The organism is Sorangium sp. So ce726 (genome assembly GCF_051521405.1).
Taxonomy (GTDB): Bacteria; Myxococcota_A; Polyangia; order Polyangiales; family Polyangiaceae; genus Sorangium.
The window spans coordinates 10,321,919-10,343,871 of record NZ_CP150349.1 but is presented as its reverse complement, the minus strand read 5'-3'; the positions used below and the strand labels follow the sequence as shown (position 1 = coordinate 10,343,871).

Below are 21,953 nucleotides of genomic sequence, written 5' to 3'. Positions count from 1 at the left end.
GGCGGAGCGCGTGGCGCTCGTTGCGGCGAGCAGGCACGCCGGTGAGGCGCTGGGCTTCCATTGACGGTTGCGGTTACGGCGAAACTCCAGCTCCGGGAAGAGGAGGGTACACACATGGCTGATCGCTGGGAGGACCCTGTTCGCACGACGAGCTTCGGATTGAATTTGGTCGAGCCTCACACCCTGCGGGAGAACCGCGGCTCGTTCATCGGGCTCGGCATCGCGCTCTTGGTGCTTGGCGCTCTCGCGATCCTCATGCCCGTGATCGCCTCGCTGGTCACGGCGGTCGCCATCGGGGCCGTGCTGGTGGCGAGCGGTCTCTTCCAGGGTATCCACGCCATCCAGCACCGGCGATGGGCCAACTCCGGCTGGTCGATCGCGGGCGCCCTGATCCAGATCGCAGCGGGCGTCCTGATCGTGGCCTTCCCGGTGACGGGCACGGTCACGCTGACCTTGATCCTCGCGGCCTTCTTCTTCGCGGAAGGCTTCCTCAAGATCGTCCGCGCGCTCCAGCATCGCGAGATGCCCGCCTGGGGTTGGCTCCTGTTCGACGGGCTGCTCGCGCTGGCGCTTGGGGTCCTGATCTGGTGGCGCTGGCCGAGCACCGCGGCGTGGGCGATCGGACTGCTCGTCGGCGTCAACGTCCTCGTCAGCGGCACGTCGATGCTGCTGATCGGCACCGCCGCGCGACAGCGGCCGGTGGCCAGCATGTGACAGGCGCCCCGGGCCGGAGACCGCGCCCAGCGCTCGTCCTCGGGGGCGCGCGGCGCTGTCTTCGGCGGGGGATGGCAAGACGGCCGATCGGAATGCTCAGACCGAGGAAGGCCACACGCGGGCGGCGTGGACGCTGGGTTTGCGCCGCCCGCCGCCCGCCGGGGACGCCCCGCGTGGCGGCGGAGGAGGTCGGAACCGATGCGCGTCGATGAGATCATGACTCACCCGGTCTTCACGGTCGCTCCAACCGATTCGGTCGAGCGCGCCGAACAGATGATGAACCACCAGCGGATCAGGCACCTCCCCGTGACCGACGGCGACGTGCTGGTCGGGATCGTCAGCCGGCATGACGTGCTCGATGTGTCGCCGGCGAGCCTCAGCGTGCCGTCGGAGGACGACGAGATCGAGTACAAGGCCAAGCTCCACGTGGACAAGATCATGCACGGGGTGGTCGAGACGGTGCGTCCCGGCACGGACGCCGCCGAGGCTGCCGCCAAGCTGTTCGACCTGAAGATCGGGTGTCTCCCGGTCGTCGACGAGCGATTCCACGTCGTCGGGATCGTCACCACCTCCGATTATGTCCGCCTCGCCAGGGACCTCTTGAGCCAGAGGCGCGTCGCTTAGACACCACCGCTCGTGGCGAGCAGCCAGGTCTCGACGGCGTGCGCGAAGCCCTCCTCGGCGTTCGACAGCGTGATGAAGTCGGCTTGCCGCTGCACGACGGCGCGCGCCTGCCCCATGGCGATGCTGAGCCCGCTCTCCCGGAACATGAGCACATGGTCGGGCAGCTCGCCGATCGCGGCCATGGCTGCGCCGGAGACGCCGAGGCGCGCCGAGAGGGTCCTCGCGACCTCTCCGGAGTTGGCCCGCGGGTGCATCACCTCGATGCAATGGGGCACGGGGCGTGACGCCGAGAAGAACGCGCAGGCCCCCCGGAGGTCCGACTCGCCGCGCTCCAGCACCTCGGCGTCGTCGCTGACGCCGACGATCTTGACCGCGCTGTCCACGACGCCTTCCCAGCGCTCGACGACCCTGGGGACACACTGCACGGCCGCCTGCTCGCGCGCGACGTGCGGCGCGTCGGCGCGGCGCACCAGCCAGTCGTTGCCCTGGTAGACCCAGACCGCGGCGCCGTGTCGCTCCAGGGTCGCGATGACGACCGCGGCCGCGCCGTTGTCCATCGGGTGCCGCTCGATCACGGAGAGATCCGGCCGCACCAGCATGGCGCCGCCGAACGCGGCGACGGGCGTCGCGATCCCCAGCCGCCCGAGCAGGACGCGCAGGCCGCGCGGCGAACGCCTGCTCATCAGCGCGAGGTCGATGCCGGCGTCGCGGAGGCGACTCACCGCCTGCTCCGCCCTGGGGGTGAGCACTCCATCAGGCGTGAGGAGCGCGCCGTCCACGTCGGCGAGCAGCACCCGAATCCCGGTCATGCGGCTCTCCTCGCCAGCGGGGTGGCCACGGTGGGCGTACGCCACCCGCCGAGGTCGGCGACGAGGCGGTCGGCTTCGGCCGGGCCCCAGCTGCCCGGCTCATAGGGCGAGGGCGGCGTCGCCTGGTCCAGGATCGGCTCGACCACGGCCCATTGCGCCTCCACTTCGGCCTGGCTCGCGAACAGGGTCGGATCGCCGGCGAGCGCGTCGCCGAGGAGCCGCTCATAGGGCGCCAGCGCCTCGGACAGGTCGCTCGCCACGAGCAGCTCGGTCGGCTGTCCGGCCATCAGCTCGCCGGGCGCCTTGATCCGCACGCCGACGGCGAGCTCCGGCGACGGGGCGAGCCGGATGCGCACGTAGTCGGGATCCCCGCGCCCGACATCCTCGAACACGGCGTGCGGAGGCCGCCGCAGCAGGACGAGCACCTCGGTCGCCGTGACGGCGAGGCGCTTGCCAGCGCGGATGCAGAACGGCACGCCCGCCCAGCGCCAGGTGTGGATGCGGAGCCGCGTGGCGCAGTACGTCTCGACCTGCGACCCTGGCGCGACGCCCGGCTCGCCGCGGTACCCCTGGTATTGACCGCGGACGACGTGCGCCGGATCGAGCGGCGTGATGGCCCGCAGCAGCCGGACGCGCTCCGCGCGCACGGCGTCCGCGTCCCCGGACGGGGGTGGATCCATGGCGAGGCACGCGAGCACCTGCAGGAGATGGTTTTGCAGGACGTCGCGGATGCACCCGGTGGCGTCGTAGAACCGGCCGCGGCCCTCGATGCCGAACCTCTCGGCCATGGTGATCTGGACGCTCTCGACATGGTGGGAGTTCCAGACCGGCTCGAGCAGCGCGTTCGCGAAGCGGAAGTAAACGATGTTCTGGACCGGCTCTTTGCCGAGGAAGTGGTCGATCCGGAAGATCTCCTCTTCCGGAAAGACGCTCGCGAGCGTGCGGTAGAGCGCCCGAGCGGACTCCAGATCGTGGCCGAACGGCTTCTCGACGACGAGCCGCCCTCGCCGCACGCAGCCGGAGCGGTCGAGCGCCTTGACGACCTCTTCGAACAGGTCAGGCGGCACGGCCATGTAGTGGAGCGGCCGCTGGGCGGTGCCGAGCCGCTCGCGGAGGCGGTGGAACGTCGCCGGATCGCCGTAATCCCCGCTCACGTACGAGAGCCGCGCGCACAGCTCGCGGTAGACGCCGGCCTCGAACACGCCCGCCCGCTCGAGGCTCTCGCGGACGCGGGCGCAGAGCTGCTCGATGCTCCACGGGCTCTTGGCCACGCCAAAGATCGGCACCTCCAGCTTGCGGCGGCGGATCAGCCCGGCCAGCGCCGGGAAGATCTTCTTGAAGGCGAGGTCGCCTGTCGCTCCGAAGAGCACGAGCGCGTCGGCGGCCTTCATGCCGCCTGCTCGGCGGCGCCGAACATCACGCGCCGCGTGCCCGAGCTCCCCTTACCTTCCATCCATCCAGTGCACATGCGCTCGGCTCCTCGCATCTCGTGATGGCCCTGGGGGCCCTGGTCGCGGTCCGGCATCGCGTGTGCCACGCTGGATCGGCACGAGCAGGCCCTGCCGAACGCGGCGGCGGGAGGCTCTCCGGGGCTCTTGCCGCCGCATACCTGAGCGCAGATCCGCACCACTCCTGTGCAGCCTGCGCATGTGCCGGGTCTGAGCGGCTCACCGAGCGCGGGCGCGCTTTTGCGCCATGCCCTGGAGCCTCTTCACGAGCTCGACAGCCTCGTCCTCGCGGCCGAGATCGTGCAATGCCCTGGCTCGAATCAGGAGCGACTCGGGGAGCGCATCGTTGCGGCGCGTCTCGGGCTCCAGCAGGCGGGCCGCTTCTGCCGGGTCACCGCTGCGAAGCGCGACGGTGGCGAGGTTGTGGGTGATCTGGCGCTTCTCTCGATTGTCACCGGAGCGCTCGAGAGCGGACGTCCACGCGGCGCGAGCGTCGGCCCACCGCTCCTGGGCGAAGCGCACGGCGCCGAGGTTCTGGAGCGCCGCGAGCTCATCGGCGTACGAGAGATGGTCGGCGTCGGGCGCCGCGGCTCGCTCGTACCGCGACGCGGCTGCCTCCCAGTCGCGAGCGTCCCGGGCCACGTCGCCGAGGAAGAACTGCCCCTCGCGGCACGCGGGCTCGCGGCTCACCTCCGGCGCCCAGAGGCGTTCATCGCTCGCATACCTTCGTCCCTCGCGCAGCGAGAGCGCCGCGAACGGCACGCCGAGGACAAGGACCAGCGCCCACAGGCGGCGGCCATGGCGGTCGGCTGCTTCGGCGAGGAGCATCGCGCCGAACGCAAGCGGCACATAGAGGTAATGGGGCGACCACCAGCGCATGACCGGGACGAGCTGGAGCGAAGGAAGGAGAGCAAGCGCGAAGAGCCATGCAACGCCCCGCCGTCGTGACGCGAGCACCGCGACCCCACCGAGCACGGCGGCGCCGAGGAGGGCCGAAAGGCTCGCCGTGCGGGTGATCCGGAACGCATCGCAGATGCTCTGATCGAGCGGCACGACCAGCACCAGGGCGCTCTTCCCGAGCGCGGCGAGCCTCGTACCGATGCTCTCGTCGAGAGGCAGCGCGGGATGCTGGGCCCGGAAGCGGGGCGCGTACAGCAGGCGGAGGCCGGTCGCGGCCGCGAACGCGACGCCTTCCGCTGCGAGCAGGCGCAGGCGCGTCGCGCCGTCGGTGGAGGAGGCCTGGGGGCGCGGCCCGGCGTGCCGGGCGGCACCCCCATCGGCCGGGGAGCCGCCCTCCCGATGTCGCCCGGCGGAGAGCGCCAGGACGAACAGCGGACCGAGCAGCCACGCCGTCTCCTTCGTGAGCGCACCCGCGAAGAGCGCCGCGGCTGCGAGAGCGGGTTTCTGCGCCTCGTGCGCGGCGACGAGCGCAAGGAGGAAGACCGCTATCATCGCCTCCGAGCGAAACGCGATCGCGGAAGCCACAAGGGACGTCGTCGGATGCACCGCGAAGAGCAGCCCGGCCGCCAGCGCCGCGCGGGGCGAGAGGCCGAGGGCCCGCGCCGCCACGGTCGTCATGACCGACGCGAGCGCATGCCAGCCGAGCGTGACCGCGTGGAAAAAGCCGGGCGTCTTTGACACGGCCGCGTCGATGGAGAGCGACAGCGCCATGAGCGGCCGGTAGAAGCTGGTGTCCGCGAAGCCCCGGGTGAACAGCCCTGGCCAGCCGGAGGGCGCCGCGAGCGCGCGCCCCTCACCGAGTTGCGCGTGATCGAGCCAGACGTAGCCGCCGCTGAGGGCCGTCGCGTGGGAAGCGGCGGCCAGCGCGGCGACGGCTAGGAGCCCGCGGCGGCCGGGGGAGAGCTCGCGCAACATGCACCCCTACTGCGATCGGGAGACTCGCCAGGCACGCTCAGTCATGGGTGATCGAGAACGTCTCGGCGGTCGTCCCGCTGATCGTCTTGAAGTAACCCGTGGCCGCCCTGGGGTTGCCGCCGACGTTGAAGGTGATGAACTGAGCACCATAGTTCGCGCTCTGGTTCGAGGTGTAGATGAATCCCCACGTGTTGTTGCACCCGTACGGAAACGTGGTCGGTGTACAGCGCGTCTGGGTGCGGATGCTGTTCCCGCCGAGGCCGGCGACCGTCACGAACGACCGCCCGTTCGTCCCATCTCCTCCGACGCAGAGGATCCCTGCGCCGTTGCACGTGGGGTCGACGGTCTGTGAGGTCATGTTGGTGAGCGTCCTTGTCCTCTCGTAGCTGTGCTCGTGCCCCGTCTGGATGATCGCGCCCTGCTTCCGGCACGTCTCGTAGACGTCCCAGCCCATCTCGTCGCCCTTACCGCCCACCTGCATGGCCGCCTGATTCTGGTGCCAGTGGCAGATCTTCCAGATGTGCGTGTCCGTGTTGAGGAACGGCGTGATGTGCGTCGCCCCGTTATCGCCCTTCTTGGCGGTCACGAGCACGAGGCCGCGGAAGGTGGTCTTGTAGTTGGCGTCGTGCGCGCCGGCGACCCGGGTCGCGCCGCCGAGGTGATTCGCCGCCTTGGGCAGGTAGCCGCTCCAGGAGGAGTCATCGTGGTTGCCGCGCGAGATGAACACGGGGAACGTCGTGCCGAGGACCGACTCGACCTTGTTCCACCACGTGGTCGGGTTGGCCGAGTACGACATATCGCCGTTGACGACGACCGCCGCCGCGCCCTCGCTGAGCACGAGGTTCAGCACGCTCGTGAAGCTGCTCCCCGTGCCCGTGTCCCCGATGAAGGCGATCTTGAGGTTCGGATCCGTCGAGACCGTTCCGTTGAGCGCGGCAGAGGCCGACTCGCTCGGCTCGAGAGCGCCTTCCTCCTCCTGCCCGTCGTAAACCCCCTGCGGATCGTCGTTCGCGCCCTCGTCGCCGCCCGCGCTGCCACACGCCGAAACCCCGGTCCCCATCGACAGCGCCAGCACGATGGCGCCGATCACGAGGCCGAACATCCGCGCGAGCGGAGCCTTACGAGGCTCCTTCTGCTGATCCCTATCTCCTTGTGTCACCATGGAATACGTTCCTTCTCCACCAGGCGCACGGGGCTCCGCGCTCACGGCGTCACCGTCGAGATCGAGAGATCTGCCCCCTGGATGGAAAATCTACCCTATTGCAAGGACTCTTATTTTTGTCGTGGAGAAATTGTTGCGATATCATTGCGTATGAATGCAAGTCAGGTGCTCGCGCCCGATGGCCCGAGCGCTCTGTCTGGTGTCGTCGCACAGCGGCTTCAAAGCGAGCCGCCCTGGTGCGTGCCGACGCTGCAGACACACCGAGAGCTCGAGCAAAGCCGACGGGACGGCATCGAGCTCGCCGATAGAACTATATATTAAGGAGGAGCTCCGCTGCCTTGGCCGTGTTCGACGAGCGCGATCCCGGGGGACCAGATCGTCGCCGAAGGACAGCAGCTCAATTTGTCACTTAATCTCCACACCACTGTCCTTGGCGCTGCCGGTAGAAGAACCTGTCGACTCGATCCTCTCCCCGTTGACAGGCTCGACGAGGACATACGTCGATCAGGCCTTGTGCCCCTGACATCCGCGTTGCTCGCGGGCGGGGCTGCAGCGACGTTGTCATAATCCTCGGGTGCGCCTGGGTGGGAGAACTGGCATCCTCGAAGATGCTCCTCCTATGAAGAAGGTCCTCCATTGAATCGACCGATCATGTGCTGGTGCTCGGCGGGCGCGGTAGATCTGCGGGTGGGACAGGAGAACCTGATATGAATCTGTCCATGGGCAGGGGTGTGGCCCGAGGGTTCCTGTGGTCAAGCGCTGCGCTGGCGCTCGTCGGATGCGGAGCCGATGACGCCGGGAGCGGGCCGAGCCCCGCAGCGGCGGCGCTGTGCAGCGGGACGATCTGCGCCGAAGACGAGTTCTGTTACTATCCGCCGGGGGCCTGTGGAGGGAAGGACGGAGCTTGCCTGTTGCGACCGACGACGTGTCAGAGCGACACGCAGGTCTGCGCCTGCGACGGTCGCGCCTACGCGAGCGCCTGCGAGGCGGAGCGGGCAGGACAGAGCATCGGCGCGGCCGAGACGTGCGCCGCTGCCGCCGCGCCTCCAGGGACCTTCGCCTGCGGCAGCTACTTCTGCAGATCGGCCGATCAGTATTGCGAGATCCTCGACGAGCCCCACGAAGAGCCGTTCAAGCCGCCGCCGCAGCTCTTCTGTCATCCGATCCCTGGCCCCTGCATGCCGGAGCCGTCGTGCGACTGCGTCGGCGATGCCGCCGAATCCATGAGCGTGGGAAACTGCTACAGCCCGCCGGTCTGCACGCAAGACGCGGGGAAGCTCACCATCGAGTGCAACGCCGAGGTGTACGACCCCATATGAGGACCCGGTGAGCGCGCGACGAGCCGCCCTCCTGCTGGTGCTCCTGACCGCCGCTCCGCTCGCGGGCTGCTCCAGCGGCTCCGACGCGGCCGGCGGGACGCCGACGTTCCACGCCGATATCGAGCCGCTCCTTCAGCGTAGCTGCGTGAGCTGCCACGCCACCGGTGGGATCGCCCCGTTCGGCCTGGGCAGCTACGAGGACGCGAAGAGCGTCGCTGACCTGATCGCCGAGGTCACGAGGGAGCGCACGATGCCCCCGTGGGGCGCGTTCGAGACGGACGAGTGCAGGCCTCGCCATGGCTGGAGGGCCGATCTCCGGCTCAGCGGCGAGGAGATCGCGAGGATCGAGGCGTGGAGCGCAGGAGGGGCGCCGGAAGGGGAGCGCGCCCTCTCGCCGGCTCCCCTCGCGTCGGGAGCGGATGAGCTCCACGGCGCGGAGCTGGAGCTGGCGCCGATGGCGCCGTTCGTCGCGAGCGGCGAGTCGGATCTGTTTCGCTGCTTCGTCCTGGATCCGAAGCTCCCGGACACAAGGTACCTGAACGGATGGAGCTTCCTCGTCGGAAACTCGAAGATCGTGCACCACGCGTTGATGTTCCTCGACGAGCGAGGCGAGAGCGAGGCGCTCGCCGGCCCTGACGGCAGCTACGACTGCTTTGGTGGCCCGCGGGTCGAGGGCGGCGTCGTCGCGGCCTGGGCGCCCGGCGGTCGGCCTTTCGACGCAGGACCGAACGTAGGCGCCGCGATACCGGCGGGCTCACGGCTCGTGATGCAGATCCATTACCACCCGGCCGGGGCGACGGCAGCTCCGGACAGGACGCGCTTTCAGATGCGCTTCACGCCGTCGCGCCCCGAGTACGAGATGCTCTTCGCGCTCGTCGGCAACTACGCTCGCCAGTTCGCGAACGGCGACGGCTTGCAGCCCGGTCCGGACGACGAGCGAGGCGCCTCCTTCCGCATCCCGGCAGGCGCTCACGACCACGTCGAGCGCATGCGCTACACGCTGCCTGCCACGATGAACGGTCACCCGACGCCGGACCTCCATGTCTACGGCGTCGGCCCGCACATGCACTACATCGGCACCGACGTGAAGATCGACATCGAGCACGCGGGCGGGGCCTCCGGCCAGGAGACCGAGGAGTGCTTGCTGCAGGACCCGTCCTGGGATCTCACATGGCAGCGCCTCTACCAGGTCGACGCCGCGATGGACGACCTCCCGCGGCTCGCGCCGAGCGACGCGCTGAAGATCAGGTGCACGTACGACAATTCCCTGGACAATCCGCATCTGCGGGCGGCGCTGAGAGAGCGACACACAACGAGCCCGGTCGACGTGTTCCTCGGGGATACGGCGTTCGACGAGATGTGCCTCGCGAGGATGGCGTTCATTTACAAGGCTCGTTGAGGAGGCGCTGTTCGACTCTGTGCGCTCCTTCCGAGCGCACCCCAAGACAGGAGCTCTTCCCCATGGTCATCCATCGCGCGCGTCTTCCCGTCTACCTTGCCATCGCCGCCTCTTTCGCGCTCGCCGCGTGCGGGAGCGACGGCGAGGAGCCGCTCGCCGCCCCTGGCTACGAGGAGCAGGCCGTGCTCGACGTGAAGGCGTTCATCCAGACGAACCTCGACGACCTCGCCTCCGCGGCGGCGGCGCTGCAGGCCGCCGCGCCCGAGCCTGACGAGGACGGATGGAGCGCGGCAGCCGACAAGGACGCTGTCGATGCGATGAAGGCCGAGTGGAAGAAGGCGCGGTGGGCGTATGAGCACGTGGAGGGCGCGATCGCGGTCATCTTCCGGGATCTCGATGAGTCCACCGACGCCCGGTATGACGCGTTCATCGAGACGGCCGCTGACGCCGATCCGTTCGACGGCGAAGGGGTGACCGGCGTCCACGCCATCGAGCGGATCCTCTGGTCCGACGCCATCCCGCCTGCGGTCGTTGAGTTCGAGTCGGGCCTCGGGGCCAGGTACCGCGCCGCGGCGTTCCCCGCGACCGAGGCCGAGGCCAAGGCGTTCAAGCGCGGCCTCTGCGCCCGCCTGGTGGCGGACACGAAGAAGATGCAATCCGACTTTCGCGGGCTGGCGCTCGACGCGCCGTCGGCGTTCCGGGGGGTCATCGGCTCGCTCGGCGAGCAGGTCGAGAAGGTGGCAAAGGCCGCCACGGGCGAGGAGGAGTCCCGTTATGCCCAGTACACCCTCGCCGACATGCGCGCGAACGTCGCAGCCGGGAGGCTGACCTACAATGCGTTCCAGCGCTGGCTCCTCTCGAAGGAGGGCGACGCCGCCGCGGTCGATCAGGCGGTCCTCGATGGCTTCGAGCGGCTCGAGGATGCCTACGCCGCGCTTTCCGGCGACGCGCTGCCGCCGGTGCCCGACATGTGGAGCTCCGAGGATCCGACGGCGGCGCAGCTCGAGACCCCGTTCGGCCAGCTCTTCTCGCTGGTTCAGCGCGAGAGCGATGACACCGTGGAGGGCTCCCTGGTCCGCAGCATGGTCGAAGCCGCCGAGCTGCTCGGCATCCCGGAGCTATGATCCACGAACGGCGACACCCACCTCAGGGGGCCTCCGTCATGCGCGCTGTGACGCCGTGCGCCTGGGCTTGCCTGCCCTGACGGCCCGCCTCTTCAACAGGAGAGGGAGGCTCTCGATCACGTCGACCCGATCCGCGATGAACAGCGCGACCCAGTGGGAGAGCCGGTGATCCGGGACCTTGTAGGCGATGCGGCGCAGCGCGCCGCTCGCTCCTCTCGGCGGCAATGCCGTGCTGAACACCGGCGTCGGGCGGGCGCGCCCGGGGTGCCTGAGCACCAGCCCCTCGATCGGCTGCTGCTCGGGCTCGAGCCAGTGCGCGCTCTCCAGGAGGCGCGGCGGCACCTCCCTCGGGACGCCGGGCCTGTCCTCGAGGCAAAGATCGACTCCCCAGTATGGCAGCTCCCTCGGCAGCACGATCTCGGCTTCCATGATCGCCTCCTCCTCGATGGCAGAGCTCACTTGGTCCCCCGCGGAATGAGCACGCATTTGAGGATCCCGTCGGTCCTCGCCGCGAACACCCGGTACATCTCCGCGGCCGCCTCGAGCGGGACGCGGTGGGTGATGAGCGCCCTCGGGTCGATGTGCCCGTTGCGGATGTGCTCGAGCAGGCGGGGCATGTACCGCTTCACGTCGCACTGCCCGGTCTTGATCGTCAGGCCCTTGTTCATGGCCGCGCCCATGTCGATGAGGTTCCACGGCGGCCCGTAGACGCCGATGATCGAGACCCGCCCGCCGCGGCGGACCGACTGGATCGCCCAGTTGAGGGCGACGGGCGACCCGGCCTCGAGCTTGAGCGCCTTGCCCAGCACGTCGTGCAGCGCCGAGCCGTTCGCCTCGAGGCCGACCGCCTCGATGCAGACGTCCGGCCCGCGGCCATCGGTCATGTCCCGGAGCGCGGACACGACATCAGGGGTCGCGCTGAAATCGAGCGTCTCTGCCTTGTTGTGCCGGCGCGCGAAATCGAGGCGGTAACCGACCGAATCGACGGCGATGACCCGGCGCGCGCCGAGGATCCATGCGCACCGCTGGGCCACGAGGCCGACGGGCCCGCAGCCGAAGACGGCCACGGTGTCCGCGGGGCCGATGTCCCCCATCTCCGCGGCCTGGTACCCCGTGGGGATGATGTCCGAGAGAAAGAGCGCGTCCTCGTCCGAGAGGTCGTCGGGGATCTTCATGGGGCCGACGTCGGCGAAGGGGACGCGGACGCGCTCGGCCTGGCCGCCCTGGTAGCCGCCGGTCGTGTGCGAATAACCGAAGATCCCGCTGGCGAGCGTGGTGAGCGGGTTCGTGTTCTCGCAGGCGGAGGTGCGCTCTCGCTGGCAGAAGAAGCACGTCCCGCAGGCGATGTTGAAGGGCACCACGACGCGGTCGCCGCGCTTCAGGGTCTGCACGGAGGCCCCGAGCTCCTCCACGACGCCGGTGAACTCATGGCCAAAGATGGTCCCCACGCGCGTGTCAGGCACGTAGCCATGATAGAGGTGCAGATCAGAACCGCAGATCGTGGCGCGACTCACGCGCAGGACCACGTCGTTCGGGTGTTGAACCCGAGGCTCCGGGTTTTCCTCGACGCGGACGTTCTTCGGCCCATGGTATGTGAGCGCCAGCATTCGCACGACCTCCCAGCTTGCTCGATGGGGCAATGCAAGGGGTGAACCAGGCGCGCGTGCTCGTGGGTGCATCTGGCGTAGGCATCGCAGGCGTCGTTCGCTTCCTCAGGGATCTTTCGTCATCTTCTTCTCATTCTTCGGCCGCGGCGGCAGCTTCATCTTCTTCGGGTCCTCGGACGCCCCGGCCGTGGCGATGCGGACCGTGCGGGTCGAAGCGTCGAGCGCACGGGCGGCGTTGTCGCTCACGGCTTGCCTCCTCCGATTCCGTTCCACAGGAGCTCGATGAAGCGCTCGACGTAGCGCTCCCCGGCAGCAGGGGCCGTCGATTCGCCGCAGACGCGCGCGGTGAACGCCCAGCCGTGCAGCGCGCCAAGGATCGTCGAGGCGAGCGTCTCGACGTCGCACCTGGCCAGGCGTTCCTGGCTCTGAGCGCGCTGCAACCACACGACAAGCGCGCGGAACGCCTGTGCCGGTGCCGGCTCGCTCTTGCGCCCGCGGTAGGCCTTCCCCGGCTCGATGCCGGCGGCTTGCAACACGCCGAGCCCCGCCTGCAGGTCCTGGAAGTAGGCGGACATCACCTTGGCGTGCTCAACGAGCTGTTCGCGGATCGGGCGGTCGTCGGGCCCAGCCTCGAGCGCAGCCACCCACGGGACCTCCTTGGGCGGCCCGAGGGCGGCGATCATCAGCGCCTCCTTCGAGCCGAATCGGTTGAACAACGTGGTGTGGCTTACGCCCAGCTCGCGCGCGATGTCGGCAGCCGACACGCCCGCGCCGCGCTTGAGGAAACAGTGCCGCGCAGCGACGACGATCTGCTCATCCGTGACTTCCTTCGGTCTTCCCATGGTGACACTCGCGGGCTTGACAGCTCCTAGCCCAGAGTTTATTTCTTTCCAGAAAGAAACAAACCAGAGGCCTGCGCGATAGGACGCCCATCGCAGAGGAGTACACCATGGGTCGCCTCTTCACCCCCGTCCAGGTCGGCCGTTGCACCCTGCCCAACCGCCTGGTCATGGCGCCCATGACCCGTTTCCGTACCGACGACGCCGGCGCACCGGGCGACCTCGTCGCCTCCTACTACGCCTGACGCGCCGTCGCGGGGCTCATGAACAGCGAGGGACAGACCGCGTCAGCGATCGAGCGCTATCGGGCGGGCCACATGGGCAGGCTCGAACCCACGAACGTGACCTGATCGAGGGAGACGACGATGAACAAGCAGACGATCGCATTGGTTGGCGGTACGGGCAGCCTCGGAACGCTGATCGGCAACGCGGTGCTCGACAAGCCGGGCGTTCAGCTCCGGCTGCTCGTTCGCCAGGGCAGTCGCGACAAGGTCGCTGCGCTCGAGAAGCGGGGTGCACAGGTGGTCGAGGGCGCGCTCGGGGCGGATGCCGGCGGCGCCCTGGCCTCGCTCTGCCAGGGCGCATCGACCATCATCTCCGCGGTTCAAGGCGGCGCCGATGTCATCATCGACGGCCAGACGCACCTCTTGCGCGCGGCGCGGGACGCCGGAGTCAAACGCTTCATCCCGTCGGATTACTCGCTCGACCTCTTCAAGGTGAAGCCCGGCCATATCCCCACGTCCGAGATGCGGCGCCAGTTCGCGTTGGTCGCGGACGCCGAGCGCGGCGATGTCGAGGTGGTCCACGTGCTGAACGGCGGGTTCCTCGATCGTGGCGTGCTGTTCGGCTTCATCCGCGTCATCGACGTCGACAAGCGAACGGCCTACGTCTGGGGCGACGGCAAGCAGCCGATGGACTGGACCACCTACGCGGACACGGCGCGGTACACCGCGGAGGTCGCCATCGACGAAAGGCCCGTCCCGCGCGTCTTCTCCGTCGCAGGTGACGTCCTCGACTTCGAGGGACTCGTCCATGCGTACGAGTCGGGGTCGGGCAAGAAGCTGCGTGTGGAGCGGCTTGGCTCGCTCGAGGAGCTCGACGCACGCATCGACGAACTTCAGAAGGCCGGCCCCGCGAACCTCCTCGCCTACCTGCCGCTCATGTACTTCCGGTCGATCCTCAGCGGCGAAGGCAAGCTCGACGAGTTGATGAACGACCGGTACCCGTCGATTCGGCCGACCACGGTGCGCGAGTACGTGGTGAAGGAAGGACTCTGAGCGTCATGAAGAGAGACAAGAGCATCGCGTGGCATCGTATCGACACCGCGAGCCTCCATCTGAAAGAATGGAAGGTCGCGGTCGTCGGCGGAACCGGCGGTCTCGGGCGTGCGATCAGCCGCGTGCTGGCCTCTCGGGGCGCGAGCGTGACGGTCGTTGGCCAGACCTTCCGCGACTCCGGTGTGCCGGGGATCGAATTCATCCAGGCGGACCTGAGCCTGATGCGCGAGGCGGAGCGCGTCGCCAAGGCGTTGCCGGCGGAGAAGCTCGACCTCGTCGTCTTCACCACCGGGATCTTCGCTGCGCCGAAGCGCCAGGAGACCGCGGAGGGCATCGAGCGGGACATGGCAGTCAGCTACTTGAGCAGGTTGGTGATCCTCCGCGAGATCGCCCCGCGTCTCGGGAAGGACCGGCCGGCGGCTCTCATGAAGCCGCGCGTGTTCATCATGGGCTTCCCCGGTACCGGCCAAGCAGGCACGCTCGACGATCTCAACGCCGAGAAGTCCTACGTCGCCATGCCGGTCCACATGAACACCGTCGCCGGTAACGAGATGCTCGTCCTCGACGCGGCGAAGCGCTACTCGAGCGCGACCTTCTTCGGCCTGAATCCCGGGCTCATCAAGACCAACATCCGCGACAACTTCTTCGGAAAAGACACGCTGAAGTCGCGCATCATGGAGACGATCATCGGGCTCATGACTCCCAGCCCGGAGACGTATGCCGAGCGTCTGGCGCCGCTCCTCGTTTCTCCCGATCTGGAAGCGTACAGCGGCGCCATGTTCAACCAGACGGGCTTCGCCGTCTTGCCGACGCCCAGGCTGACGGACAGCTCGTACGTGAGCGCGTTCCTCGCGGCCTCGGAGGCGTTGGTGGCCCGGGCGAACGTTCGCGTTTCCTGATGGGAAGGTCGTTGCCAGACGCGAAGACCGGTCAGGGCTTGGCTCACGGAAGCCGTAGGAACAAGAAGCTCAACATCGGCTCGCACGTGGTGCAGGTGCCGCTGGCGCTGGTTTTGATTCTACCGAAGCTCACCGGAGTGGCCACGCGCGCGGTCCGTCGCCCTTGCCGAGGTGATATGCCGCCATCTTGCGCTTCAGGGTGTTCCTGTCGATGGCGAGCGCGCGCGCCGCGCGCGAGAGATTCCCGTTGTGCACCTCGAGCGCGCGCCCGATCGCGGCGCGCTCGGCCGACGCCACGGCCTCCGCGAGCGGCGCGACCTCCTCGCCGCCTGCCTCCAACGCCGTCGCGCGCGCGATCCCGCCCGCGCCGCCGCTCGCCGGCCGCGCCGCCGGCGACGCGATCTCCGGCGCGAGGTCGCCCACGTCGACCGTGTGCTCGCAGAACACGCCCCACCGCTGCACCTCGGCGCGCAGCTCCCGCACGTTGCCCGGCCAGGCGTGCTGGTAAAGGCTCCTCAGCGCCTCGCGCGTCACCTTGAGCCCGCGCCCCTTGCGCCGCGACTGCACCTCATCGAGGAACGCGTCGACGAGCACCTCGATGTCGCCACCCCGCGCACGCAGCGGGGGAACCTCGATGATCGCGCCGCGGAGCCGGTAATACAGATCCTCGCGGAACGTCCCTTCCTCGACCATCGCCGCGAGGTCGCGGTGGGTGGCCGCGAGGACGCGGACGTCGAGCTCGATCTTCGCCTCGCCGCCCACCCGCCGCAGCGTCCCGTCCTGGAGCACGCGCAGCAGCGACGCCTGCACCCGCGGCGACAGCTCGCCGATCTCGTCGAGGAACAGCGTCCCGCCGTGCGCCTGCTCGAAGACGCCGCGCCGCCGCCCCGCGGCCCCGGTGAAGGCGCCTGCCTCGTGGCCGAACAGCTCGCTCGCGAGCACGCCCTCGGCGAAGACGCTGCAGTTCTCCGCGATGAACGGCCCTTTCGCGCGCGGGCTGTGCTCGTGGATCGCCCTGGCCGCGAGCTCCTTTCCGGTCCCGGTCTCGCCGACGATCAGCACAGGCACGTCGGTCGTGGCGACCCGGGCGATGCGGGCGCGGAGGAAGCGCATCGGCTCGCTCTCGCCGACGAGCATCGTGTCGCGCGTGCGCGCCTCGGCCCGCAGGCGCACGACCTCCTCGCGCAGCGCGCGGATCTCCGGGAAGCCCTCGATATCGAGCCGGACCTCGCGCACCGGCCGCGGATGCGGGTGCGGCACGAACGCCGCCGGGATCACCTGGAGCATGCGCGCCGGCAGGATCCCCGCCTGCACCAGGATGACCCAGAGCGTCTGCGCCTGCGGCGTGCCGGCCGAGAGCAGGATGTCTGTCGCCCACGCCGCCGGCGGAAAGGCGCGCTTGAGCTGCGCCGAGAGCTTCCCGAGCGCCCGGAACAGCTTCGCGTGGTCCGACGGATCGTCGACGTCCACCACCCGGAGCTCGATCCGCTGCGCGCGGGCCCGCGCCCGTTCGACGAGCGCCTGCGACGGCGCCTCGCCCGCCGGGATGGTGAGGACCACGATCGCGTCGTAGCGGCTCTCTTCCTGGTCGAGGAGCCGCAGCACCGGCCCGCGATCGCCCTCGGGCCGGCGGCCGTGGTGCGCCGGCGCCGGCCCGAGCGTGCCCGCGTCCGACCAGGTGAGGAGGAGGCGATTCACTGGTGCACCGTACACCAGGTATGGTGCACGATGTACCACTTTATCTGGTGCGTGGTGCACCATGTTGAAGCGTTCTGCCGGCGTCGCGGCGGGCCGCGCGCTGGCACGGAAGCCGCAAGTCTCCTCCGCATTCCCATGGGCATTCCCATCCGCGTGTGCGTCTGCCTTTGCCGCCTTTGCCGCCTTTGCCGCTTGCCCCGGAGATCTCCATGAAAGCCCCCGCCGACAGCGCAGTCCTTCCTGCCCATGCCCGCCTGGTCGCCCGCGACGACGTCTGGCTCGAGGGCAACGCCGTCCAGCAGCTCGGGCGCGTCGCCGCGCTGCCCGGCTGCGTCCGCGCCGTGGGCATGCCGGACCTGCACGCCGGGCGGGGCATCCCCATCGGCGCGGCCTTCGCGTTCGCGGACCGGGTCGTCCCGGAGCTCATCGGCGGCGACGCCGGCTGCGGTGTGCGGCTCGTCGCGACGTCGATCGGCCGCATGGCGCCGGACGTCCTCGAGCGGCGCGCTCGGCAGGCGATGGACGACGATCCGCTCGCCGGGTGCGACCCGCGGGCGGTGTTCGAGCGGGTCTGGGAGCGCGGCGCGCGCGGCTTCGCTGAGCTCGACGGCGTGCCCGAGGCCCTCGCGCGGCTCGCGGCGGCGGAGCCCGAGGACGGTCTTCGCCCGAGCGGGGATGCGTCGCCCTACCGCGCGGGCTACGAGGGTGCGCTCGGCTCGGTCGGCGGCGGGAACCACTTCCTCGAGGTCGCCCGGGTCGGCGTGCTGCGGGACCCTGCGGCGGCGAAGGCCCTCGGCCTCTCCGCGGGGGAGCTCGTCGTCCTGGCGCACTCCGGCTCGCGCGGGCTCGGCGGCGCGCTCGGGCAGCGCTGGGGCGGCGCGGTGCTCGAGGGGGACGCAGCCGAGCCGTACCTCGGCGAGCTCGCCGGCGCGTGCCGCTTCGCGCGGGCGAACCGGCTCCTGCTCGCGTACCGGATGCTGCGCGCGCTCGGCGCCTCGCGGGCATCGACGATCACGGGCGGGCTCGACCTCACCCACAACGACGTCGCGCGCGAGGCCGTGGGCGGCGAGCTGGCCTGGGTGCACCGCAAGGGGGCCGCGCCCGCCCGGGGCAGCGACTTCACCGTGGTGCTCGGGTCGCGCGGCGCGCCGTCGTGGGTGATGCGCTCGTGCGACGCCGAGGCGGGGCTGCGCTCCGTCGCGCACGGCGCGGGCCGCAAGATGGGGCGCAGCGAGGCGCGCGAGAAGATCGCGGCCAGGTACCGGCGGCGCGAGCTCACCCGCACGGAGCTCGGCGGCCGCGTTGTGTGCGACGATCCGGCGCTGCTGCTCGAGGAGCACCCGGACGCGTACAAGCCGATCGAGCCGGTGATCGAGAGCCTGGTCGAGGCCGGCCTGGCGACGCCGGTCGCGCCGCTCGTGCCGGTGCTCACGGTGAAGCGATGAGCCGGTCGTGGGTGCAGATCAGCGCGGGGCGGGGGCCGATCGAGGTGCGGCGCTTCGTGGCGCGGCTCGCCGAGCGCATGGAGGCGCTCTGCCAGGAGCGCGGGCTCGCGGTGGTCGACGTCACGGTGCACGGCGACGAGGGCGCGCCGGCCTCGGTCGAGATCCTGGTGGAGGGCGACGCGCGGCGCTGCCTGGAGGGCGAGCTCGGGACACACGCGCTGGTCGATCGGAGCGCGGCGCGGGGGAAGGCGGCGCGCAAGAGGTGGTTCGCGGGGGTGGCGGTCCACGCTGCGGGGGCGGACGCCGTGGCGGGCGCAGGCGTGGATCTCGGCGAGCTCGAGATCTCGGCCTGCCGCGCGAGCGGGCCAGGAGGGCAGCACGTGAACAAGACCCTGTCAGCGGTCCGGATCCACCACCGGCCGAGCGGGATCACGGTGCGCGTCGCCGATGAGCGCTCGCAGCGCGCGAACGTCCGCCGCGGGGTGGAGCGCATCGCCGAGCGGCTCGCCGAGCGCGCTGCCCGGCGCGTCGCAGACGGGGAGGCCGCGCGCTGGAGCGAGCACGCTCGGATCGTCCGGGGCGAGCCGGTGAGGACATATCGGGTGGGGCGGAAGAGCGCGCTCGTGGTGGCGGAGGCGCGGGAGGCGCGGTGAGGGGGACTTGGCCACCCGGCTCGTCGGCGTCCGCGGTTTGCTCCTTCGGCCACCTCGACGAGCAGCCGAGGCGTCTTCCGCCGCTGGGGGCCTATTGGGATATATCGAACGCGCGAGCCATCCCCATGCGTGTCGAAACTCCGTGGCAGTGGCGCGCGCGACAGCGCCCGACATCGCGCACCTGAGGCAGGAATCGCGCTTCCTCTGGATCGTCGACCAGGGCGCCAGCGTCGCGTGGGCGTCGGAGAAGAAGCCGTGCTATTCGGGGCTTTCGCGCACCGGAACGCGTGGCACGGTTCGGCTGCGCCTGTGCTAGCCTGGTCTCATGTCCGAGGTAGAGCCCGTTGAGGTGTTCATCTCGTATGCACCGGCGGACGAGGTCCTGCGTGCCCGGCTCGAAGTCCATATGAGCTTGCTCCAGCGGCAAGGATGGATCCGCACGTGGCACCGCGGACAGGTCATCGCCGGGCAAGAGGCGGACGCCGTGATTGCGGTCCGGCTGGAGGCGGCACGCTTGCTTCTGCTCCTCGTGAGCGCCCGATTCCTGGGCTCCGACGACTGCTACGAGAAGGAGATGAAACGAGCGCTGGAGCGCCATTCCTGCGGTGACGCTCGGGTCGTCCCGATCATCGCTGAAGCGTGCGACTGGCACGACGCTCCTTTCGGCCATTTGGACGTGCTCCCCGCGGGTGGAAAGCCGGTGAGGAGCTGGCGCGTCCAGAGCGAGGCGTGGGCGAACGTTGCGCGGGGCATTCGGGCCGTCGCCGCGGAGCTCGCAATGCCGCGGGCGCTGGTCGATGCGCTGCGCGCCAAGGCTGAGCGGGTCCAGCTATCCGCCGGGATGCTGGGACGCGGGGTGGGCGGCTTGAGGCAAGCGCTTGCTCTGGAGGCACTGGAACGGCAGGAATTGGCGCAAAGGAGTCGCGGGTCCAAGGCGACTCCTTACGCTCCGCTCGATGAACCTGATGGATGGACACACAGCGAGACCATGCGACGATTTGTTCACGCTGCCTTCCACGTGCGCCCTGACGGCCCCGCTCGGCTGCGACAGGTTGGCATACCTCCGGGGCAGCAGATCGTCCGCGAGCGCGAGGTGCTGGCGTGCCTGGAGAGGCTCGGGTCTACGGGGTGTGTCGTCTACGGTCGTTCGGGCGTCGGAAAAACTACGTTTGCACGTCACCTCGCCCACGAGCTTGCGCCCCACTACGCCGACATGCAGATCGAGATTGACCTGAGGGGCGCGAGCCTCGTCCCCTCGCCGCCCGAGGCCGTCATGGCCGAGGTGATCAGCGTGCTGACACGGCAGCGCGATATCTCCAGGCTGCAGTATAGTCAGCCTGATCTCGCGACTCTCTATGCATCGATCTTCGAGCACCGAAGGGTGCTGCTGCTGCTCGACGGCGCACGTGACGCTGCGCAGGTAGAGCCACTCATACCCCCGCCAGGCAGCCTGCTCATCGTCACGTGCCGCGAGCAGCTCACCGTCCCTGGTATGCAGACGTTTTATCTTGATGCCATGGCCCCCGACGACGCACACGCCTTTGTGCGACGTCTCTGTCCACGACTAGACGAGGCAGCCGGTCACGAAGTATCGAATGCCTGTGCCTTCCTTCCGCTGGCCATCTACATCGCCGCCTGCACCTTGAACGCAGAGGTTGGCGATACGGCGGAATCCATAGCTCCGCTTCAGGAACAACGCGAACGAGCGGACCCCGTGGAGGCCGTGCACCTCTGGGCGCTCGACCGTATGGACGCACCGTTGCGCGCGCTCTGGTACATGCTGAGCGTCTTCCCTGCCGATTTCGGGCAAGAGGCGGCCGCCGCGGTGGGCGCCATGGAGCCGGGGGCGATCGAGCCGGCGCTGCGCACGCTGGTGCATCGCGGACTGCTTCTCCGGAACGACACCGCAGATCGCTTCCGAATGCAAGGCGGCTCAGGTGCGCATGCTCGCTCTCATGCGGACGCCACCCTCCTCCGCGAGGCAGCACGGCGCCATGCCGAGCATTTCTGGGGCAAGCTTCATATGATGCAATCGGACCATCAGCTCTCTGCGTTCTGTGACCTGGAAGATGCCAGTATCGACGCGGCGCAAGCATGGGCGGCTGCGGTCATGGAGGAAGACGATATGGGGGCGGTCATCTGTCGGGATCTTCCCCTGTTGCCCCCCTGCTGCTGGAAGGGACGACAACTGGACAGGAGCTATCACTGGGCACAGAGCGGTATGGCCGCGGTGAAGCACCTCGGCGGAGATGAGAGCGCCTACGCGAGCGCAGTGCGCTCTGTCGCGCAGCGCGGCGATATGCGCGACGCTCCGAGGGAATTTCACGAGCAGGCCCTCGCGCACGCTCGGGAACTTGGTAATAGCGCCGTGGAGTACGTGATGCTCGACAGATTCGCCGACTTTTGCGTCAAGCAGAGAGATTGGCATCGTGCGATCCTGCTCCGCAAGGAGCAGCTCGCTGTCGCCGATCGCCTCGGAGACACCTCGCGCCGGATCTTCGTACAGGAGAAGCTTAGCATCTGCCTTGATGCCGGAGAGCCCGGCCAATCGCTCGCGGCACACGAGCAGTTCCTGGCGAGCGCTCGTGAGCGCGGGGATCTCGGAGGTGAATACATGACGCTCGACGCGTTCGCCCGCTGGTGTGCGAAGCGGAAAAATTGGCGTCGCGCGATCCAGCTTCGATCGGAGCAGCTCGACATTGCCCGCAGACTTGGCGATCGCGAGCGCCAGGTCCGCACCCTCGAGCAGCTAGACGCGCTTTGTCGTCTCGACGCGCGCGGAACTGGCCAAGCGCTCGATCCCGCTCCGGCATGCTTCCCGCCTGGCTACAAGGTCGGTGATCGCGCTACAGAATGCTTGGCGCTCGACACGTTCGCTCGCTGGTGCGTGCAGCAGCAAGACTGGTCTCGCGCGATCGAGCTCCGGAGAGAGCAGCTCGTCGTCGCTCGCCAGATCGACGATCGCCCGTGGGAGCGCTGGATCCTCGAACAGCTGTCTCAATATCAGCAGGCTTCATCCGTTGAATGAACATAGAGGACGACGCCCCCCTGATGCAGGTGA

General features: G+C 69.3%; 19 protein-coding genes and 1 pseudogene. 11 read left to right on the top strand and 9 right to left on the bottom strand.

The window, feature by feature from the left end; genetic code table 11:
* Positions 1-114: 114 nt before the first annotated feature.
* Positions 115-714, top strand: coding sequence for an HdeD family acid-resistance protein (locus tag WME79_RS38485; protein ID WP_437525410.1), 600 nt, complete (start codon positions 115-117; stop codon positions 712-714).
* Positions 715-912: 198 nt separating this feature from the next.
* Positions 913-1,338: a CBS domain-containing protein gene (locus WME79_RS38480; protein WP_437525408.1), complete on the top strand. Its 426-nt coding sequence runs from the start codon at positions 913-915 to the stop codon at positions 1,336-1,338.
* Here the strand turns inward: WME79_RS38480 and WME79_RS38475 are convergent.
* The 4 genes from WME79_RS38475 to WME79_RS38460 all read right to left on the bottom strand — a co-directional run bounded on the left by WME79_RS38475 (position 1,335) and on the right by WME79_RS38460 (position 6,632).
* Positions 1,335-2,147, bottom strand: a complete 813-nt coding sequence (locus tag WME79_RS38475) for an HAD hydrolase family protein (protein ID WP_437525406.1) — start codon at positions 2,145-2,147, stop codon at positions 1,335-1,337. The two genes, WME79_RS38480 and WME79_RS38475, sit on opposite strands and share 4 nt — an antisense overlap.
* Positions 2,144-3,538: a glucose-6-phosphate dehydrogenase gene (gene zwf, locus WME79_RS38470; RefSeq protein WP_437525404.1), complete on the bottom strand. Its 1,395-nt coding sequence runs from the start codon at positions 3,536-3,538 to the stop codon at positions 2,144-2,146. The genes WME79_RS38475 and zwf overlap by 4 nt, the downstream gene beginning before the upstream one ends.
* A gap of 276 nt (positions 3,539-3,814) precedes the next feature.
* Positions 3,815-5,470 carry a tetratricopeptide repeat protein gene (locus WME79_RS38465; RefSeq protein ID WP_437525402.1) on the bottom strand — a complete coding sequence of 552 codons (1,656 nt, stop codon included), beginning with the start codon at positions 5,468-5,470 and terminating at the stop codon, positions 3,815-3,817.
* Positions 5,471-5,507: 37 nt separating this feature from the next.
* On the bottom strand, positions 5,508-6,632 hold the full coding sequence (locus tag WME79_RS38460; protein ID WP_437525400.1) for a metallophosphoesterase: 1,125 nt from the start codon (positions 6,630-6,632) through the stop codon (positions 5,508-5,510).
* 707 nt (positions 6,633-7,339) lie between these two features.
* On the opposite strand from WME79_RS38460, the gene WME79_RS38455 reads away from it, so the two are divergent.
* From WME79_RS38455 to WME79_RS38445, 3 genes are all read left to right on the top strand, one after another.
* Positions 7,340-7,951 carry a hypothetical protein gene (locus tag WME79_RS38455; protein ID WP_437525398.1) on the top strand — a complete coding sequence of 204 codons (612 nt, stop codon included), beginning with the start codon at positions 7,340-7,342 and terminating at the stop codon, positions 7,949-7,951.
* A 7-nt stretch (positions 7,952-7,958) separates the two neighbouring features.
* Positions 7,959-9,350 carry a hypothetical protein gene (locus WME79_RS38450; protein WP_437525396.1) on the top strand — a complete coding sequence of 464 codons (1,392 nt, stop codon included), beginning with the start codon at positions 7,959-7,961 and terminating at the stop codon, positions 9,348-9,350.
* Positions 9,351-9,412: 62 nt separating this feature from the next.
* The gene (locus tag WME79_RS38445; RefSeq protein WP_437525394.1) at positions 9,413-10,474 is read left to right on the top strand and encodes an imelysin family protein; all 1,062 of its coding nucleotides are present in this window, start codon (positions 9,413-9,415) and stop codon (positions 10,472-10,474) included.
* A gap of 36 nt (positions 10,475-10,510) precedes the next feature.
* Here WME79_RS38445 and WME79_RS38440 read toward each other — a convergent pair whose 3' ends face one another.
* From WME79_RS38440 to WME79_RS38425, 4 genes are all read right to left on the bottom strand, one after another.
* A complete protein-coding gene (locus WME79_RS38440; RefSeq protein WP_437525392.1) occupies positions 10,511-10,903 on the bottom strand; it encodes a hypothetical protein in 393 nt (130 codons plus the stop codon).
* A gap of 26 nt (positions 10,904-10,929) precedes the next feature.
* A complete protein-coding gene (locus WME79_RS38435) occupies positions 10,930-12,081 on the bottom strand; it encodes a zinc-dependent alcohol dehydrogenase (RefSeq protein ID WP_437525390.1) in 1,152 nt (383 codons plus the stop codon).
* 105 nt (positions 12,082-12,186) lie between these two features.
* Positions 12,187-12,327, bottom strand: a complete 141-nt coding sequence (locus WME79_RS38430; RefSeq protein ID WP_437525388.1) for a hypothetical protein — start codon at positions 12,325-12,327, stop codon at positions 12,187-12,189.
* Complete coding sequence (locus WME79_RS38425; RefSeq protein ID WP_437525386.1) at positions 12,324-12,923, bottom strand: TetR/AcrR family transcriptional regulator; 600 nt, start codon at positions 12,921-12,923, stop codon at positions 12,324-12,326. Before WME79_RS38425 ends, WME79_RS38430 begins: the two co-directional genes overlap by 4 nt.
* Before the next feature lie 107 nt (positions 12,924-13,030).
* Between WME79_RS38425 and WME79_RS38420 the strand changes: the two are divergent.
* From WME79_RS38420 to WME79_RS38410, 3 genes and pseudogenes are all read left to right on the top strand, one after another.
* Positions 13,031-13,162 (top strand): annotated as a pseudogene (locus tag WME79_RS38420) (alkene reductase); the annotation flags it as partial.
* 123 nt (positions 13,163-13,285) lie between these two features.
* Positions 13,286-14,197, top strand: coding sequence for an NmrA family NAD(P)-binding protein (locus tag WME79_RS38415; protein WP_437525385.1), 912 nt, complete (start codon positions 13,286-13,288; stop codon positions 14,195-14,197).
* A 5-nt stretch (positions 14,198-14,202) separates the two neighbouring features.
* Positions 14,203-15,096 carry an SDR family NAD(P)-dependent oxidoreductase gene (locus tag WME79_RS38410; RefSeq protein ID WP_437525383.1) on the top strand — a complete coding sequence of 298 codons (894 nt, stop codon included), beginning with the start codon at positions 14,203-14,205 and terminating at the stop codon, positions 15,094-15,096.
* A 129-nt stretch (positions 15,097-15,225) separates the two neighbouring features.
* Here the strand turns inward: WME79_RS38410 and WME79_RS38405 are convergent, their stop codons facing one another.
* A complete protein-coding gene (locus WME79_RS38405) occupies positions 15,226-16,794 on the bottom strand; it encodes a sigma-54 interaction domain-containing protein (RefSeq protein WP_437525381.1) in 1,569 nt (522 codons plus the stop codon).
* Positions 16,795-17,003: 209 nt separating this feature from the next.
* Here WME79_RS38405 and WME79_RS38400 point away from each other — a divergent pair, with 209 nt between their 5' ends.
* The 3 genes from WME79_RS38400 (at position 17,004) to WME79_RS38390 (ending at position 21,920) form a co-directional block, all read left to right on the top strand.
* Positions 17,004-18,239 (top strand): RtcB family protein, encoded by a 1,236-nt coding sequence (locus tag WME79_RS38400; protein ID WP_437525379.1) that lies wholly within the window; start codon positions 17,004-17,006, stop codon positions 18,237-18,239.
* Positions 18,236-18,892: a peptide chain release factor-like protein gene (locus WME79_RS38395; protein ID WP_437525378.1), complete on the top strand. Its 657-nt coding sequence runs from the start codon at positions 18,236-18,238 to the stop codon at positions 18,890-18,892. Before WME79_RS38400 ends, WME79_RS38395 begins: the two co-directional genes overlap by 4 nt.
* 325 nt (positions 18,893-19,217) lie before the next feature.
* A complete protein-coding gene (locus tag WME79_RS38390) occupies positions 19,218-21,920 on the top strand; it encodes a TIR domain-containing protein (protein ID WP_437525376.1) in 2,703 nt (900 codons plus the stop codon).
* Positions 21,921-21,953: the final 33 nt, after the last annotated feature.

Bases quoted from the DNA above. Each gene is read 5' to 3' on its own strand.
- WME79_RS38485 (WP_437525410.1), top strand. From the start codon at position 115: ATGGCTGATCGCTGGGAGGACCCTGTTCGCACGACGAGCTTCGGATTG.
- WME79_RS38480 (WP_437525408.1), top strand. From the start codon at position 913: ATGCGCGTCGATGAGATCATGACTCACCCGGTCTTCACGGTCGCTCCA.
- WME79_RS38475 (WP_437525406.1), bottom strand. From the start codon at position 2,147: ATGACCGGGATTCGGGTGCTGCTCGCCGACGTGGACGGCGCGCTCCTC.
- zwf (WP_437525404.1), bottom strand. From the start codon at position 3,538: ATGAAGGCCGCCGACGCGCTCGTGCTCTTCGGAGCGACAGGCGACCTC.
- WME79_RS38465 (WP_437525402.1), bottom strand. From the start codon at position 5,470: ATGTTGCGCGAGCTCTCCCCCGGCCGCCGCGGGCTCCTAGCCGTCGCC.
- WME79_RS38460 (WP_437525400.1), bottom strand. From the start codon at position 6,632: ATGGTGACACAAGGAGATAGGGATCAGCAGAAGGAGCCTCGTAAGGCT.
- WME79_RS38455 (WP_437525398.1), top strand. From the start codon at position 7,340: ATGAATCTGTCCATGGGCAGGGGTGTGGCCCGAGGGTTCCTGTGGTCA.
- WME79_RS38445 (WP_437525394.1), top strand. From the start codon at position 9,413: ATGGTCATCCATCGCGCGCGTCTTCCCGTCTACCTTGCCATCGCCGCC.
- WME79_RS38440 (WP_437525392.1), bottom strand. From the start codon at position 10,903: ATGGAAGCCGAGATCGTGCTGCCGAGGGAGCTGCCATACTGGGGAGTC.
- WME79_RS38435 (WP_437525390.1), bottom strand. From the start codon at position 12,081: ATGCTGGCGCTCACATACCATGGGCCGAAGAACGTCCGCGTCGAGGAA.
- WME79_RS38425 (WP_437525386.1), bottom strand. From the start codon at position 12,923: ATGGGAAGACCGAAGGAAGTCACGGATGAGCAGATCGTCGTCGCTGCG.
- WME79_RS38415 (WP_437525385.1), top strand. From the start codon at position 13,286: ATGAACAAGCAGACGATCGCATTGGTTGGCGGTACGGGCAGCCTCGGA.
- WME79_RS38410 (WP_437525383.1), top strand. From the start codon at position 14,203: ATGAAGAGAGACAAGAGCATCGCGTGGCATCGTATCGACACCGCGAGC.
- WME79_RS38400 (WP_437525379.1), top strand. From the start codon at position 17,004: ATGAAAGCCCCCGCCGACAGCGCAGTCCTTCCTGCCCATGCCCGCCTG.
- WME79_RS38395 (WP_437525378.1), top strand. From the start codon at position 18,236: ATGAGCCGGTCGTGGGTGCAGATCAGCGCGGGGCGGGGGCCGATCGAG.
- WME79_RS38390 (WP_437525376.1), top strand. From the start codon at position 19,218: ATGTCCGAGGTAGAGCCCGTTGAGGTGTTCATCTCGTATGCACCGGCG.